At 47.5% G+C, this 16,228-nt stretch carries 17 protein-coding genes; 13 read left to right on the top strand and 4 right to left on the bottom strand.

The window, feature by feature from the left end:
* The first annotated feature begins 22 nt into the window (after positions 1-22).
* The 12 genes from pbpC to cysN all read left to right on the top strand — a co-directional run bounded on the left by pbpC (position 23) and on the right by cysN (position 12,505).
* Entirely contained in the window at positions 23-2,146 is a 2,124-nt protein-coding gene (gene pbpC / locus GM173_RS11100) for a penicillin-binding protein 1C (RefSeq protein ID WP_203571451.1), read from the top strand.
* A gap of 52 nt (positions 2,147-2,198) precedes the next feature.
* Positions 2,199-2,675: a hypothetical protein gene (locus tag GM173_RS11095; protein ID WP_203571450.1), complete on the top strand. Its 477-nt coding sequence runs from the start codon at positions 2,199-2,201 to the stop codon at positions 2,673-2,675.
* A 22-nt stretch (positions 2,676-2,697) separates the two neighbouring features.
* Positions 2,698-3,342 (top strand): HugZ family pyridoxamine 5'-phosphate oxidase, encoded by a 645-nt coding sequence (locus GM173_RS11090; protein WP_203571449.1) that lies wholly within the window; start codon positions 2,698-2,700, stop codon positions 3,340-3,342.
* Entirely contained in the window at positions 3,339-4,058 is a 720-nt protein-coding gene (gene rstA / locus GM173_RS11085; protein ID WP_203571448.1) for a two-component system response regulator RstA, read from the top strand. The genes GM173_RS11090 and rstA overlap by 4 nt, the downstream gene beginning before the upstream one ends.
* 274 nt (positions 4,059-4,332) lie before the next feature.
* A complete protein-coding gene (locus tag GM173_RS11080; RefSeq protein ID WP_203571447.1) occupies positions 4,333-5,628 on the top strand; it encodes an ATP-binding protein in 1,296 nt (431 codons plus the stop codon).
* A gap of 159 nt (positions 5,629-5,787) precedes the next feature.
* Positions 5,788-6,306: a hypothetical protein gene (locus tag GM173_RS11075; RefSeq protein WP_203571446.1), complete on the top strand. Its 519-nt coding sequence runs from the start codon at positions 5,788-5,790 to the stop codon at positions 6,304-6,306.
* 73 nt (positions 6,307-6,379) lie between these two features.
* Positions 6,380-7,261: a trypsin-like serine peptidase gene (locus GM173_RS11070; RefSeq protein WP_203571445.1), complete on the top strand. Its 882-nt coding sequence runs from the start codon at positions 6,380-6,382 to the stop codon at positions 7,259-7,261.
* A gap of 179 nt (positions 7,262-7,440) precedes the next feature.
* A complete protein-coding gene (locus tag GM173_RS11065; protein WP_203571444.1) occupies positions 7,441-8,697 on the top strand; it encodes a glutamate-5-semialdehyde dehydrogenase in 1,257 nt (418 codons plus the stop codon).
* A 4-nt stretch (positions 8,698-8,701) separates the two neighbouring features.
* Entirely contained in the window at positions 8,702-9,340 is a 639-nt protein-coding gene (gene nadD, locus GM173_RS11060) for a nicotinate-nucleotide adenylyltransferase (RefSeq protein WP_203571443.1), read from the top strand.
* Positions 9,341-9,350: 10 nt separating this feature from the next.
* Positions 9,351-9,722, top strand: coding sequence for a ribosome silencing factor (rsfS, locus tag GM173_RS11055; RefSeq protein WP_203571442.1), 372 nt, complete (start codon positions 9,351-9,353; stop codon positions 9,720-9,722).
* A 255-nt stretch (positions 9,723-9,977) separates the two neighbouring features.
* The gene (gene cysD / locus GM173_RS11050; protein WP_203571441.1) at positions 9,978-10,904 is read left to right on the top strand and encodes a sulfate adenylyltransferase subunit CysD; all 927 of its coding nucleotides are present in this window, start codon (positions 9,978-9,980) and stop codon (positions 10,902-10,904) included.
* Positions 10,905-11,071: 167 nt separating this feature from the next.
* Positions 11,072-12,505 (top strand): sulfate adenylyltransferase subunit CysN, encoded by a 1,434-nt coding sequence (gene cysN, locus GM173_RS11045; RefSeq protein ID WP_203571440.1) that lies wholly within the window; start codon positions 11,072-11,074, stop codon positions 12,503-12,505.
* Positions 12,506-12,679: 174 nt separating this feature from the next.
* Here the strand turns inward: cysN and GM173_RS11040 are convergent, their stop codons facing one another.
* From GM173_RS11040 to GM173_RS11030, 3 genes are read right to left on the bottom strand one after another with little or no spacing between them, the layout of a single operon-like run.
* Positions 12,680-13,516 (bottom strand): hypothetical protein, encoded by an 837-nt coding sequence (locus GM173_RS11040; RefSeq protein WP_203571439.1) that lies wholly within the window; start codon positions 13,514-13,516, stop codon positions 12,680-12,682.
* A gap of 2 nt (positions 13,517-13,518) precedes the next feature.
* Positions 13,519-13,818, bottom strand: coding sequence for a helix-turn-helix domain-containing protein (locus GM173_RS11035; RefSeq protein ID WP_203571438.1), 300 nt, complete (start codon positions 13,816-13,818; stop codon positions 13,519-13,521).
* The gene (locus tag GM173_RS11030) at positions 13,815-14,927 is read right to left on the bottom strand and encodes a tyrosine-type recombinase/integrase (RefSeq protein WP_203571437.1); all 1,113 of its coding nucleotides are present in this window, start codon (positions 14,925-14,927) and stop codon (positions 13,815-13,817) included. The genes GM173_RS11035 and GM173_RS11030 overlap by 4 nt, the downstream gene beginning before the upstream one ends.
* A 144-nt stretch (positions 14,928-15,071) precedes the next feature.
* Here GM173_RS11030 and GM173_RS11025 point away from each other — a divergent pair, with 144 nt between their 5' ends.
* On the top strand, positions 15,072-15,470 hold the full coding sequence (locus tag GM173_RS11025; RefSeq protein WP_203571436.1) for a hypothetical protein: 399 nt from the start codon (positions 15,072-15,074) through the stop codon (positions 15,468-15,470).
* On the opposite strand, the gene GM173_RS11020 is transcribed toward GM173_RS11025, so the two are convergent.
* On the bottom strand, positions 15,458-16,228 hold the full coding sequence (locus GM173_RS11020) for a M48 family metallopeptidase (RefSeq protein WP_203571435.1): 771 nt from the start codon (positions 16,226-16,228) through the stop codon (positions 15,458-15,460). The genes GM173_RS11025 and GM173_RS11020 overlap by 13 nt on opposite strands.

The following is a 16,228-nucleotide window of genomic DNA, read 5'->3' as shown; positions in this document are numbered from 1 at the left end:
TTCGCGTTAAAGGTAATACCTAGTGAAGTTTTTATTGTCGGTTTTGTTTGCGGTAATACTTAGCGCGTTCAGCAATCTGGCTTTTGCTCTCCCTACATTCAAAGAAGTGAAAGCTGTGTGGCGTTCATCCGATGTGGTTTTGCTCGACCGTAACGGCACGCCGATTCAGCGCATTCGCGTCGATAAAACGGTGCGTAAACTCGATTGGGTGACGCTGAATCAAGTCTCTCCTGCCTTTCGTAATGCCTTGTTGATTTCCGAAGATAAGCGCTTTTATCAACACAGCGGTGTGGATTGGGCTGCGGTGGTCGCAGCTGGTTGGGGTAATGCGCTTAGTAGCAAAACACGTGGCGCGTCGACCTTGACGATGCAGTTGGTTGGCTTGCTCGATGAAGACTTGCGCCGTGGTAATGCGGGGCGCTCGGTATGGCAAAAAGCGGGGCAAACGGTGTCGGCGACCTGGCTGGAGCGCAGTTGGACTAAGCCACAAATTTTAGAAAGTTATCTCAATTTAGTCAGTTTTCGCGGTGAAATCGTCGGACTTTCCGCTCTCGCCGCGACCTTGTTTGGCAAAGCCCCTAGTGGTTTGGATGCGCGCGAGTCGGCGATTGCCGTGGCTTTGCTGCGCGCGCCGAATGCGCCAGTGTCCAAGGTTGCGGAACGCGCTTGTGGGATTGTTACGGCGCTCAAAGCGGGCGATTGCCGTGGTTTGGCGGGAGAAACCGCCGTCGCCTTGGCGCAAACCTCGCCGCGTTATTCTGCTAACGAGCAGCTTGCGCCGCATTTTGCGCGGCAACTATTAGCCACGCAGCCGCAGGCCGCGGGAACGCAAGTGCGAACGACTCTCGATGCAGAGCTGCAGCGTTTTGCCACACAGGTGCTGCGCCGCACGGTGGGCGAGCTGGCTAATCGCAATGTCGAAGATGGCGCGCTGCTGGTGCTGGATAATGCCAGCGGCGATGTACTGGCATGGGTCGGTTCAAGCGGCGATTGGTCGCGCGCGGGCGAGGTGGATGGCGTATTGGCCTTGCGGCAAGCCGGCTCGACGTTGAAACCGTTTTTATATCAACAAGCGATTGCGGGGAAATGGCTGACCGCTGCATCACTGCTCGATGATAGCCCGCTCAATCTCAATACCGGCGCGGGGCTCTACAATCCGCAAAATTACGATAGCAGCTATAAAGGGCCCGTTTCAGTGCGTACCGCCTTGGGCTCGTCGTTGAATATCCCAGCAGTCAGAACGATACAAATGGTCACGCCGCGCGCGTTTCGCGATCAGTTGTATGCACTGGGGCTGAGTAGCCTGAATCAAGACGGTGATTATTATGGTTTTAGTTTGGCACTTGGCGGCGCGGATGTGCGTTTGCTGGAATTAACGAACGCTTATCGAGCCTTGGCAAATTTAGGGATGTATAGCGCTGTACGTAATATTCATCATGCGCCAGCAGGCAATACCAAGCAGATTATTGATAGGGCGAGTAGCTTTATTATTGGCGATATTTTGGCCGATCGTAATGCGCGCGCGGCGACGTTTGGTCTGGAAAATGTATTGGCGACGCGCTATTGGAGCGCGGTCAAAACCGGTACCAGTAAAGACATGCGCGATAACTGGACGATGGGTTTTAGCCGTAAATATACGGTTGGCGTCTGGGTTGGCAACGCCAGCGGCGCGCCGATGTGGGACGTGTCGGGCATGCACGGCGCAGCGCCCGTCTGGCAAGCGGTGATGAATCGCTTGCACGAACGCACTCCATCTAAAGCGCCGCCAATAATTACGGGCGTTGAGGCGCGTAATGTCCAATTTGAGAAAAATCTAGAAGCCCCGCGCCGCGAGCTGTTTTTGGCAGGAACAGGGCGCGATCAAATTTACGCCGCGAGTCACGCGCAACCGATTGCGATTACCGCGCCGATTGATGGCGCAATCTACGCGCTCGATCCCGACATTCCGCCGAATAATCAGCGCATCGTGTTTCACTCGACTGGGATTAAGCAGCCGATTTGGTGGCTGAATAAAAAACGCATCGGCCAAGCGCAAAGCATTTCATGGTTCCCATGGCCCGGCCGCTATCGGCTGGAGATGCGCGATGGGGCAGGGAAAGTGCTGGCCAGCGTGAAGTTTGAAGTGCGTGGGGCGGGGTTAAAGTAATTTTTATAATTTATTTTGGTGATTTATGTGGATTGGCCTGCTTATTTTTTTGATGTTTTTGCTCATCCCCGTTGCAATTATTGCGATTCCAGCGCTACTGACCAAGAAAGAAAATGACCTATCTTTTGCGAGTGGAGCAATGACGACATCGAGCAGGGTGATTCGCTTTGTCTCGACGCTGGTGTTTGGTGTTATTTCGCTGGGGTGTGTTTTAACTGGAAATGTGTTGTTTTCAACTTACTCTATTGCATGGACGATTTGTGTATATTGCATGCAAACTACAAATGGTTATGCCGATAAATATTATGCAGAGGCTGCAAAACGGCACAGTCAGGTTTTGATTGTGACTAGCGCCATCATCTTGGGCGTATCGCCGATCTTGATGCTGTATTTCAGCTTTCTCTCTGATCAGGCGGATCCCAAGTATTTAAAATTTAGTGCGCCCTTACTGATGGCTTATTCATTTATCTACAAAGACCGCGCTTCTTTGACCCGATGGCTAACATGGGTTTTTGCCAAGCGTAGCTGATTTATTTCAATAAGAGATTGTGATGTCCTCTGTATTATTCCCCGATGCCCGCGAGTTACTTCGCCAAACCCGTCATGGTACTTTGGCGACTCAGTCAACGGTGTTGCCCGGTTATCCGCACGCTTCTTTTTTGCCTTATGTCTGTGATGAGGCGGGGCGGGTGTTGTTGGTGATGAGCCGTTTGGCTGAGCACACGCAAAATGTGTTGCAGGATGAGAAGGTCAGTTTTCTAGTGCATGATGCGGCGGCGACTTTGTCGGGTGCGCGCTTGACGATCTTGGGTGATTTGCTGCGCGTTGAGAGTGAACCCTTGCTTTTGGCGCGTTTGACGCGGCAAAATCCTACCTTGGCTGGCTATTTGCAAATGAGCGATTTTGCCGTCTGGCGACTGTGGCCACGCCGAGCACGTTATATTGCTGGTTTTGGCAAAATGGGCTGGCTTGAGGGGGATGAGTGGGAAAGTGCTGCGTGCTTATCGTTGGCCGACGAAGCTCAATTGTTGCATGAATTCGCTAATGAATTGCCTATTCAACTGGCAGGCATTGATTTGGCTGGTTACGATGTGCGCAGTGATGAGCAATTGAAGCGACACCGATTTGAGCAACTCTGTGCTGACGTAGAGACAGTCCGTGCGACATTGAAACAATTAAGTAGGAAGCAAATATGAGCACCCGAGTTTTATTTGTAGAAGATGATGCCGAATTGGCTGAGTTGATTGGCGGTTTTTTGCGCTCGTTTGAGTTCACGGTGGAAGTGATGAGCGATGGCTTGGGTGTCAATGACAGTGTCAAAGCTAATCCACCTGAGCTGGTGCTGCTCGATATTATGCTGCCGGGCAAAGATGGCCTAACGATTTGCCGCGAATTACGCGAGTTTTATACTGGGCCGATTATTTTGCTCACCTCGCTCAATAGCGATATGAATCAGATTCTGGGTTTTGAAATCGGCGCGACGGATTACGTGGTAAAAACCACGCCGCCATCAGTATTGCTAGCGCGGATACGTTCGCATTTGCGTCACGCAGGTAGCGGCAGCCTGCTCGCCGCCGTGCCGGTACAGGATCAATCGCGGCTTAATTTTGGCAAATTACAGATTGATGCGCGTAATCGCAGCGCTGTGTATCGCGGTGAGCAAATGGGTTTGTCGAGTAGCGACTTTGATTTGCTGTGGGAATTGGCCAGTCACGCCGGTGAAATCCTCAGCCGCGATCACTTGCTGAAAAAACTGCGCGGCATCGAATACGATGGCCTTGATCGCAGTATGGACGTGGCGATTTCCCGTTTGCGCAAAAAGCTCGACGATGATCCGATCGACCCGCGCAAAATCAAAACCATCCGTAATAAGGGGTATTTGTTTGCGAGCGATATTTGGCAAGACGAGTAAACGAATACTGCTGTTTTTTATTCAAATGCGATTTAAGCTTTGCCGCGCTCGTTGGACAGGGGCTTAAAAAACCCGTCTAAGCGCACTGAGCGAGGGAGAGAGACAAACATTTTTTCGTTTGGCTCACGACGGATCGATGGCATCGGGGACCGATGCGCGCCCGGGTCGCCTTTCTTTGCTTACTTTCTTTGGCGAAGCAAAGAAAGTAAGTCCCCGTCGCGGACTGCGACTGTAAAACGCCGTGCCGTAGGCACATAATTTCTGTTGGATTTCCATGCGCCAAGTCTTTCTGCGATTTTATTTAACGGTAGTGGTGTGCTTTTTAGCGACGTCCTTGCTAATTGGCGGCATTTATAAGCAGCTGATCGAGCGCACCAATCAGCGCTACCTTACCGATATTTTTAAATCGACTGTCTCGATTATTGAAGAAGAACTCGGCGATTTGCCGCCGTCGCTGTGGCACGACGAAGCATCGCGTTTGCGTGGCAAGTTGCCGGTGCCGGTGCAGATCGAAAAACTCGGCGAATATTCCTTGACCGAGGAAAATCAAAAGTCGCTGGAGAAAGGCGACATTATTTTATTGCTGGATAAAGGTTTATATATCCATCGGATTCATAAAACCGATCAAATGGTCGTGTTGGGACCGATTCCGTTTTTGACTGATCTAGATAATATTTCTTGGCTGGATTTTTTAGCGCTGTTTTTGATGAGTGCGGCGCTGGGTTTGCCGACTTGGTTGTGGTTGCGACCATTTTGGCGTGATTTATTGCAAATTATTCAGCAAAGCCGTCGCGTCGGGCAGGGCGATTTTGCCGCGCGTGTGTCGCTCGATGAAAGCTCGGCGCTGGCGTCTTTGGGGGTGACCTTTAATGGGATGGCGCACGATGTGGAAGAATTGACCGCATCGCGTCGCGCGATGATTGATGCAGTGTCGCATGATTTACGAACACCGTTGGCGCGGATGCGTTATCGCTTAGAGGCCATTAAGTCGGGCGCGGATAGCGCGGCGCAAGTCGCAGCGATTGAGCGCGATTTGGGGCAGATCGATGAGTTGATCGAAGAGTGGCTGACGATGTCCAGTCTGGATAGCCCGCAAATGCAAATGAATATTCAGCCACAGCCGATGATCCCTTGGCTCAATAAATTGGCGAACGAATTTAGTTTGGATGGCAAACCGCCTGAGCTGATTAATCAAGTCGAGCAAAATGATCCGTATATGGAGATCGATAGTTATTACTTAGGTCGAGCGGTAAGTAATATTTTAAGCAATGCACGACGCTACGGTGGCGATACGATTGTGATGACCTTGAGCTGGCAAGATGGTCAAGCCAGCTTGATGATTGATGATAATGGCGAGGGTATTCCGCAAGAGCAGCGTAGCAGGTTGTTACAGCCGTTTACACGAATGGAAGGTAGTCGCAATAAGGCCACGGGCGGGTTTGGGCTGGGTTTGGCGATTGTGGCGATGATTGCGCGTGGACACGGTGGTAGTGTGGCGATTGATACCTCGCCACAAGGCGGCGCAAGAATTGTTTTATTGTGGCCAACGCCTTTGCGTAGCTTGAGTTAGCTGCGGTTTATTGATTATGTTGTCGGCGTAATTTAACTACGTACTTTCAGTTACAAGACGCAACCAAGGTCTTCTCGTTTCTTGTTTTAGGTGCTTGCATAATTCGAACCGTTAAAGCCGTGACTGAATCGGCTCACCTAATTTTAAGAGATGATCAAAATGAACAAAATCCTCGCTCTCGTTGCTACTGCTGTTTTGGCCTCTACTGTAGCTGTTGCTGCAACTGCTCCTGCTTCTAGCGCTTCTGCTGCACCAGCAGTAAAAGTTGAAAAGCAAGCGAAGAAAGCTTCTGCTGCACAAAAAGCTCAAGCGAAAAAAGCATCTGCTGCTTCTGTAGCTTCTGCTGCTCAAAAAGCACAAGCTAAAAAGGCTTCTGCTGCTTCTGTAGCTTCTGCTGCTCAAAAAGCACAATCTAAAAAAGCTTCTGCGGTAGCTTCTAAAGCTTCTGCTGCTCAAAAAGCACAATCTAAAAAAGCTTCTGCTGTAGCTTCTAAAGCTTCTGCTGCTCAAAAAGCACAATCTAAAAAAGCTTCTGCTGTAGCTTCTAAAGCTTCTGCTGCGCAAAAAGCACAATCTAAAAAAGCTTCTGCCGTAGCTTCTAAAGCTTCTGCCGCACAAAAAGCTCAAGCTAAAAAAGCTTCTGCTGCTTCTGTAGCTTCTGCTGCTGCAACTAAGTAATTCTTAGCTGTTGAGTAGTACCGGAAAGGGGCGCTTAGCGCCCTTTTTTGCATTCTGCTGATCGAGAATCTAAATGACGTTTGAAGAAAAACTAGGTATTTCGCTGGGTTTGGGGATTAGCGCCGTCGTGGTATTCGGTGCGATCACTTTGGCTTTTAAGCAGCCAACCTTGATTCCTACGAAACCCTTGCCTGTCATGATCAGTGCTGCGAGCATTGCCGCGCCCGAAGATGCGGAGATTGCCGCGCAGCATCGCGAATTGTTTTTTGGTCAGGACGACAGAGTTGTCATTCCTGCTCCGTATCCTGAGCCGTTTGCCGCAATCGGTCAGCTAGTAACTAAAAATGATTACACTTGCACTGCAACGTTGGTGGCACCAGATTTAGCGGTAACAGCGGCGCATTGTTTTATGATGGAAGCCAAAAAAGCCGATACCGGTCTGTGGTTTAAAGCGGGTTTTCATCAAGGGCAATATCAGGCCAAGTATCAGGTACTCACGCAGGTGTTTCATCCGGCGTTTAAGCGGGGCTTGCAATACAAAGGTGAAGACGTTTATATCCTGCCGCAAGCCGCCGAGCACGATATTGCTTGGTTGAAATTAAAATTTGTTGATGGTGTTGCGCCTAAGCCGATGCCGCTGTTTGAAGGTGGCCGTGCTGAGCTAGCTTCAGCGTTTCGATCGGCTAAGATGCTGCTCAATCAAGGCGGTTTCGCCGAAGATCATGATGCAATTTTGACTGCGCATTTAGCTTGTCAGCTGAGTGAGTTCCGAGCCAACAATACGCTTTATCATCGCTGCGATACGCTATCGGGGGATTCGGGCTCACCGATTTGGCTCACGACAGCCAGTGGCCCGCTGCTGATTGGCGTACAAAGCTCGGCACCGGATTGGTTTAATCGTAATAAAGCCGATAACGTCGGTGTGACCGTATTGCAGTTGCCTATTAAGCCTTGATGTATTGCCATATGGGCATTATTAGATAATCGCTATATGGCAATACCTATATATCTCGTTGTGCAGTAATGACTGCTCAGCTGCATGCCTTACACAGCACGCTGTGTTGCAGATACAATAAAGCCATCAATCGATTCAGTCGCGCCAATCGTGATGCTGGTGCTGAAGAGGAAAGCCAAATGGATATCAAACACTATATGCAAGACGTGGGCCGCAATGCCCGCGCCGCCAGCCGCCTGATGGCCAAAGCCAATACAGGCGCGAAAAATGCCGCACTCAACGCGATTGCCGATGCCATTGAGCGCGATGCGGCTTTGCTATTGGCAGCCAATCAACAAGATATGGAACAAGCGCGCGCCGATGGTCTAGAGCCTGCACTGCTTGACCGTTTGCAGCTCACGGAAAAAACCATCGCGACGATGGCGCAAGGTCTGCGTGAAATGGTGGCTTTGCCAGATCCAGTCGGCGAAATGGGTGATTTCAAATATCGCCCAAGTGGCATTCAAGTCGGCAAAATGCGTGTGCCGCTCGGTGTGATTGGTATTATTTATGAAGCGCGGCCAAACGTGACTGCCGATGCTGCTGGCCTGTGTATTAAATCTGGTAATGCAACGATTCTGCGCGGTGGTCGTGAAGCCTTGCACTGCAATCAAGCGATTGCGAAGTGTGTTAAAGAAGGTTTGGCGAGTGCTGGCTTGCCAGCGACAGCCGTGCAAATTATTGAAACTGCCGATCGCGCTGCGGTCGGTGAGTTGATTACGATGTCTGAGTTTGTCGACGTGATTATTCCGCGCGGTGGCAAAGGTTTGATTGAACGAATTTCTCGCGACGCACGCGTGCCAGTGATTAAGCATCTGGATGGCATTTGCCATGTGTATATCGACAACGAAGCCGATCCAGCCAAAGCCGTTCGCATTGCCGATAATGCGAAAACGCATCGTTACGCACCGTGCAATACGATGGAAACACTGCTGGTGAACGAGCAAATTGCCGCGACAATCTTGCCGCAAATTGCAGCGATTTATCGCGAAAAAGGCGTTGAAATGCGTGGTTGTGCCGCAACGCAAGCGATTTTGGCAGATGCGATTACCGCGACTGAGGAAGATTGGCGTACCGAATACCTTGCGCCGATTATCTCAATTCGCGTCGTGAGCGATTTGGATCAAGCGATGGATCACATCAACACTTATGGCAGCCATCATACGGATGCGATTGTTACTGAAAACTATACGAAATCACGCCAATTCCTGCGTGAAGTCGATTCAGCATCGGTGATGATTAACGCCTCAACTCGCTTTGCCGATGGTTTTGAATATGGCTTGGGTGCCGAAATCGGCATTTCCACCGACAAAATCCACGCACGCGGTCCGGTTGGCTTGGAGGGTTTGACCAGCGAAAAATGGATTGTGTTTGGCGATGGTGAGGTTCGTGCGTAATTAAATGCAGCGTATCGGCATTTTCGGCGGCACTTTTGATCCGATTCATTACGGGCATTTGGCCTTGGCGCGTTGCATGCGCGATCAATGTCAATTGGAAGAAGTTCGCTTAATTCCAACCGGATTGCCGCCGCATCGCCCAATGCCGCCAGTGTCACCTGAACAACGTTTGGAGTGGGTTCAGGCGGCGTTGGTCGGCGAAAAGGGACTGATCGCCGACGATAGAGAAGTGCGTCGTGATGGTTTCTGCTATACCTTTGATACCTTGCGCGAAATTCAAGCCGAAAATCCGCAAGCCTTGCTGGTTTGGTTGATTGGCGCAGACTCTTGGCAGCATTTACCAACATGGCATCGTTGGCGGGAATTGCTCGATTTAGGGCATTTATTGATTGCGGCGCGGCCCGATTTTGCAATTGATGCAGAAAATTCGCGCTTAAGCCCTGATTTAGCAGCCGAATTTGCTCGGCGGCACGTAATTGCCAACACCGATAGTCTGTCTCGGGGTAAAATCAGTCTATTATCCAGCCCGCTGCTGCCTGTATCGTCGACACAAGTGCGTGATCTATTGTCACGTGGGGAAGATGTTTCAGCGCTCACCCCCGTGTCCGGTCTCCTTGGCCAGAGTGGGCTTTACCGTTTTTGAAGGAAATACAATGACAGAACACGTCGACGCAATGCGTGACATCGCCGTTTTGGCGCTAGAAGATATTAAAGCGAAAGAAATCCAAGTGCTGGACACTTCATCGCTGACAGATTTGTTTGAGTGCATGATCGTGGCAACCGGCGAGTCAAATCGCCAAGTTCGCGCCTTGGCGAACAACGTTGCCGTAGAACTGAAAGCCAAAGGTTACGAAATCCTGAGTACCGAAGGCGAAGACACCGGTGATTGGGTTTTGGTCGATGCCGGTAGCTTAGTTGTTCACGTGATGTTGCCAGCGGTGCGCGATTATTATGATCTAGAGCAGTTGTGGGGCGGTCAGAAGCCAACCTTCAATCCACTCGGTAAAGCTTGGTCAGCAGTGTAATTCGAAGGGTATTGAGCGCTAGACATTGATCTTAAATGTTTAGACGACAATACCCTTTTTTATTATGGTTCAAGAACTATTTAGCTTACTTGGAATCATAATCTTGGGTGTTGACTTATTCGCCTACGGCGCAGTGGTCGCCTGTTGGTGTCTTGAACGTTGTAGCCATTGAGTCATATCCATATAAGCAAATGATCTTTTTTATTTGCTTATTATTCCGTACAGTTCACTTATTCCACCTAACACGTAGACGCCATGAATACCTTGTCCGAAGCACGGCTTACGCACTTAAAGCAGCTTGAAGCCGAATCCATCCACATCATCCGTGAAGTGGCTGCCGAATTTGAAAACCCAGTCATGTTGTACTCGATTGGTAAAGACTCAGCCGTGATGCTGCATTTGGCTAAAAAAGCCTTTGCACCGGGCAAGCCACCATTTCCGCTGATGCACGTCGACACGACCTGGAAATTCCAAGACATGTACAAGCTGCGCGATAAGCAAATCGCCGACGGCTGGAATTTGATTCGTCACGTGAACGAAGAAGGCGTTGCTGCGGGGATTAACCCGTTTACCGCGGGCTCAGCCAAGCACACCGACGTGATGAAAACCGAAGGTCTGAAACAAGCCTTGAATAAATACGGTTTTGACGCAGCTTTTGGTGGCGCACGCCGTGACGAAGAAAAATCTCGCGCCAAAGAGCGTGTGTATTCGTTCCGCGATAAAAACCATCGCTGGGATCCAAAAAATCAGCGCCCAGAGTTATGGAACATCTACAACTCGAAAGTGGACAAAGGCGAATCGATTCGCGTGTTCCCGATTTCAAATTGGACTGAGCTGGATATCTGGCAATACATCTACATGGAAAACATCGAGATTGTGCCATTGTATTTGTCCGAAGAGCGCGAAGTGGTTGAGTACAACGGCTCGCTGATCATGATCGACGACGAACGCATTTTGCAATATCTGACACCAGAGCAAAAAGCGACCATCAGCAAGAAATGGGTGCGTTTCCGTACCTTGGGCTGTTATCCATTGACCGGTGCAGTGGAATCCAAAGCAACGACTTTGCCTGAAGTGATTCAGGAAATGCTGCTGGCGACGACTTCCGAGCGCCAAGGCCGCGCTATCGACCATGACAGCTCTGGCTCGATGGAGAAGAAAAAAATGGAAGGTTATTTCTAAGCGTTAGCCTACTGCGCAAGTCAAATACTGCGTCGTGCGCTCCGCACAATGCTCATGGACTTCATGTCCATTGCGCTTGTTTACGGTGCTGCTCCTTGTCTTTGACTTGCTCGCTACGGCCTTGAGATGGGTCGTTTCGTACGAATTTGTGAGATTGGAAGAACACAATGTCAAATCAATCAGAACTAATCGCCAGCGATATCTTGGCGTATTTGAAGCAACACGAAAACAAAGACATGCTGCGCTTTATTACATGCGGCAATGTGGATGACGGTAAATCGACCTTGATCGGTCGCTTGCTGCACGACTCAAAACTGATTTTTGAAGATCACCTCGCGGCGATTCAAAAAGACAGTCAAAAATTTAACACCACCGACCAAGAAATCGACTTGGCGCTGCTGGTGGATGGCTTGCAAGCCGAGCGCGAGCAGGGCATCACCATTGACGTGGCCTACCGCTACTTCAGCACTGAAAAACGCAAATTCATCATCGCTGATTGCCCAGGCCACGAGCAATACACGCGCAATATGGCGACGGGCGCTTCGACGTCGGATCTGGCAATTATCTTGATCGACGCGCGTTACGGCGTGCAAACGCAAACGCGTCGCCACAGCTTTATTGTGTCGTTGTTAGGCATCAAGCATGTGATCGTGGCGGTCAACAAAATGGACTTGGTTGAGTTTAGCGAAGCGCGTTTTAATGAAATCCGCGCTCAGTACCTTGAGTTTGCTCAGCAACTGAATATCAGCGATATCCGTTTTGTACCACTGTCAGCCTTGCGCGGCGACAATGTCGTCAACGAATCAGAAAAAACACCATGGTACGAAGGTGAAACGTTAATGGGGCTTTTGGAATCAGTGCAAATTAGCAAAGACGCCAAGCTCGATGCCTTCCGTTTGCCAGTGCAATACGTGAACCGCCCGAACCTCGATTTCCGTGGTTTCTGCGGCACGATTGCGGCGGGTCATGTATTGCCCGGCGATGAAATCATCGCGCTGCCATCGGGCAAAAAATCAACCGTGAAAGCGATTGTGACGTATGAGGGTGAGCAGCCCGCTGCGTATTCAGGCCAAGCAATTACGTTGACCTTGACCGACGAAATCGACATTTCTCGTGGCGATATGATTGTGCGCGCCCAAGACGCGCAGCCGCATGTTGGTAGTGCATTCGATGCGCATTTGGTGTGGATGAACGAAGCTCCGTTGATCGTTGGTAAGGAGTATATGGTCAAGCTCGGCGGTAAACAATGCTTCGGGCGTGTTACATCCATCCAGTATCGTATCGATGTGAACAGCCTCGATCATCTGAATGTGCAAGAGCTTAAGCTGAACGAAATTGGTTTGGTACGCATCGACCTGACCGCGCCGATTGCATTCGACACCTACCGCGAATGCCGTGGCACCGGTAATTTGATCATTATCGACCGTTTAACGAATGCGACGTCTGCCGCCGGCATGATCCACGCACCAGCCGCAGCCGTCGCTGCGACCGAAGTGGATGAATTGACTCGTCTGCGCGCATTCGAAGCCGATTTGAATGCCTTGGTGCGCAAACACTTCCCACATTGGGGCGCCAAAGACGTATTGGATTTGCTGAAGTAATTTGGTTTATTCATAAAGAAAAACCCGCTGATGAGGCGGGTTTTTTTACTCCCAACTAATCCTCATTTTTTGATCATATTATGATTAAAATAATCAAAATATGATTATTAAAAAAGGCTGGTGAATCAAAATATGATTAGGTTTTGTAGTAAGATGCGGAGCTAGACGTGAATGCTAGCGATTGAAGTGAAGCGCAGATAGTGATTGTGCTAACCAGATTAGAGTAGGCATAGAAACATCGAGTGCATCTGACAGGCAGGAAAAACCACGAGTATTTTGTTCTTTTATGACATTAAGTATTGCTGTATTTCGTATTTTTTTCGGGTCGTGGCCAAGTAAAAATTTCTTTACTTTATAGCGGGTGCCAGGCATTGAAATTATTCGTTCTTCATTGTTTATGATTTCATTTTTTATATTTGGTCTACATTGAAGTAGCGTTTCTTTTGTTAATTGATCCAGTTCTATTGGGTATTTATGAAATTTTATAAATATTTTTTCTCCGATAGTTTCTACTGAATCTAGCTTTAGTGATGTAGATTTACTAATTGTTTGTCCATACACGGCAAGCAATAGTACGCATAATCGTAAGTCTGGCTCCATTATGTTCTTAGTGTTGTTAATGATCTCATCTAAAAATACATCTTGTATGCACATTAACCAAGCAGCAGGCCGCTTAAATCTTGGCGGTTGCAGATCAATTAAATTATTATAGTTATATGATGTGAAGTTTAGGAAATTATAAGCTTTTTCTGCCTCTTTTCTTGAATAGTCTTCAGCATACTGGTCCAGTATGCTCTGACCTACATCAGAAAAATCATAAATTCCATTCTCAATAAGATATTCACAAAACTTTATTGCGTTAATTCCTCTTCTTGTTATTGTTTTTTCTGAGTAATCAATGTTGTCCTTGTTTTTTCTATACTGCTTTACTCTAGCAGATGCTACATACTCTTTTATTGCTACTGCAAAAGAAAGAGGAAAGTTAATTACTCGACTTCTGTCGTATTTCATTTTTAAAACAACTCTGATCTAGGTCCGGATTTTTCGGACCTTTTTTTATTAACTAGTGCTTCATCTGTTGATGAATTTGTTGATAACTTCATATCCTCAAATAATTCTCCCGGATGGCATTCTAGTACCTTCGATGCAATCTCAATGAATTTTAATGAAAATGATGGCGGTGACGACTTAAAGTATCTTGCTGCATTTGAGTGTGATATCTTTAGCCCCTGTTCTGAAAGTGCAATTGAGAACTCTCGTGCAGTTTTAATGTTTTTTAATGCTGCTAGTTCTTTAATCCTATTGGAAATCATGAGTTTCTCCTTCTTGCATTTTGAATTTTTTTAGATGCTGCCACATTAATTTTGTTTAAAATTTCTCTGTGATTTGGGTGGTAGTAGACTCCAAACGTTGTAGATAAATTGGAATGTCCAAGTTGTCGCTGTGTTGCAGAAGCACCAATTTTCGGCATGATCAATGTGGTATAAGTGTGTCGTAAGTTATGCGGAGTAATTTTTGTTTCAATTCCTGCCATGCTGCAATAATTGCTTATTATATTTCTAACTCGTTCTGTTGAAAGTGTCGTCCCTCGTTCTGAATAAAATAGCCATTCTGAACTTGCATCCTTGTTTTTAAGGAATGCCCATCTAATATCTTTAATATACCAAGCTAATACATCACTTGTAATTTCAGAAATCACCTCGATGCAGCGTGCGACACCACCTTTTCCGACTACCTGTAGAGAACTATAAATTGGTCCGCAATCTTTCTCTTGCAGTACAATTAAATCGTTGACTTTGATTTTTACTAATTCGCTAACACGAAGTCCCATTGTCACGAGTGTAATGAAAATAGTTTTGTCTCTTTGTAAGCGCAATAGATCCCACGATTCTGCCTTTTCTATTTCGTACTCTATGTAGTCAATTACTATTTCGCATTCTTCTATGGTTAGTGCTACTTGTGTTTTTTGTTTCTTTTTTGATTTGTTTCTTAATGAAATTGGTGCAATTTCCGACATGAATCTACCTGGCTCAACACCAAATTCATTGAGTATTAATTTTTTTAAATCTTTAGATGAAGTTAAGAATCGTTGTAACTTATTTAGATAAGTTCGATAACCTGACATAGTTCCTGGTGCAATATTATCAACATCTAATTTATGCAATAAAAACTCATCTACATCAGCCTCTTGCCAAAGCCAAACAGGTTTTCCAATGAAACTAATTGCACTATTTATTTTATGCAATGCACCTTCCACTGTTTTCTTTGAATTTGCTCTAGTCACCCTTAAACTTCGTGCAAATTTTTCGATTAAATTATCCTGCATTTTTGATTCTGCAAAAGTTAAAGGTCGGTGGCCTGTTGATTTTGCTTTCTGCGCTAAGTCTGATAAGGGCTCTGGAAATGGTAGAACAAGTCCCATGATTCTCTCCTAGAATTAAACTATGTTGCTGCGAATAGTCTGCTGCAGTTAGAATCAAAACTGCTAGTTTTCCAATCGAATGTCGATACATCGAATCGTTTAGTTGATTCGTGGTATCGAATTAAACCGTAATGAATATATAAGATGAGAATTCAAACAGCGCAAGATTTAATTGCACAGACGGAGGCGCTTGCTGAACCTATAGCGAATCCTGAGTTTTTTATACCTGAAACTGGCCAAATTCGATGGGTGGACGCGCTTAGAGATCTCCAAACAGCGTCAGGTTTGGTAGAAGACAAAGATTTTGCTGCATATCTTTTGATGGCACCATCAAGCTTGTCTGAGTTGCTACGAGGAAAGGTAGAGCCCAATGCTAGGGTTAAGCTATTGATTTTAAATCATTTAGGCTTCTATACAATTCAAAGTGCCTTGTTTTTCCTTATGAATGATGAGCATGCCGCTTCACTTCAGCGTGCCGCGCAACGCCAAGCTAAGAAAATTGCTAACCAGAATTCTGAAAAGATTTCCAATCAAACTAAATAGTTCAGCAGAGCATTCGCCATTCCATCCAGCCGTCCTTTTACTTTTTCCCAGTTCGGCATTATTTGTCCCATTAGCCGATAGAATCGTTCACTGTGATTGTGTTCGGCTAAGTGGCATAGCTCGTGCAGTATCACGTAATCAATACAATCTCTTGGTGCTTTGACTAAGTGAGGATTGAGTGTCAATCGTCCTGCTGGTGAGCAGCTTCCCCACTGGGTTTGCATGGTCAGAACTCGGAGTGGTGGCTTTTCGCTGACCCATAGGGCTTGCTCTAGCATTGCCTCTAATCGACGGGCAAAGACTTCTTTCGCTCGCGCTTTGTACCAATCGGCAAGCAGTGCGCTGATTTTCTCTGCGGATTTTTTCCGAACGGTGACTTCGATTTTGCCGCGCAATAGCTTTACGGATGGTTTTTCTGTCGGGTGTTCGGTCACTTTCAGGACGTACTGCTTGCCTAGGTAATAGTGGCTTTCACCGCTGATGTATTGCCGTGGACGTACATGTTCCAGGCGGGCTCGGAACTCGCGTAGTTGCTGATAAATCCAGCGCGCACGATGTTTGGCTGCTGCGATTACTTGCTCATCACTGGCTGTTTCAGGCGCACTGATTTGCACACGGCAATCTGGCAATACCTTGATCAGGATTTTGCCATTGCCTTCTGTGCGAGGTAGCCGCTCAAAACTAATTTGCTCGTCGGAATAGTTGAACGACAGCGTAGTTTTGCTCGGTTTTTGCTTCGGTTTGATCGCGACGTTCAA

The sequence above is a fragment of the Deefgea chitinilytica genome (assembly GCF_016881405.1).
In the GTDB taxonomy this organism is placed as follows: Bacteria; Pseudomonadota; Gammaproteobacteria; order Burkholderiales; family Chitinibacteraceae; genus Deefgea; species Deefgea chitinilytica.
Note: the sequence above shows the minus strand (reverse complement) of the source record. Positions and strands in the feature narration are given on the sequence as shown.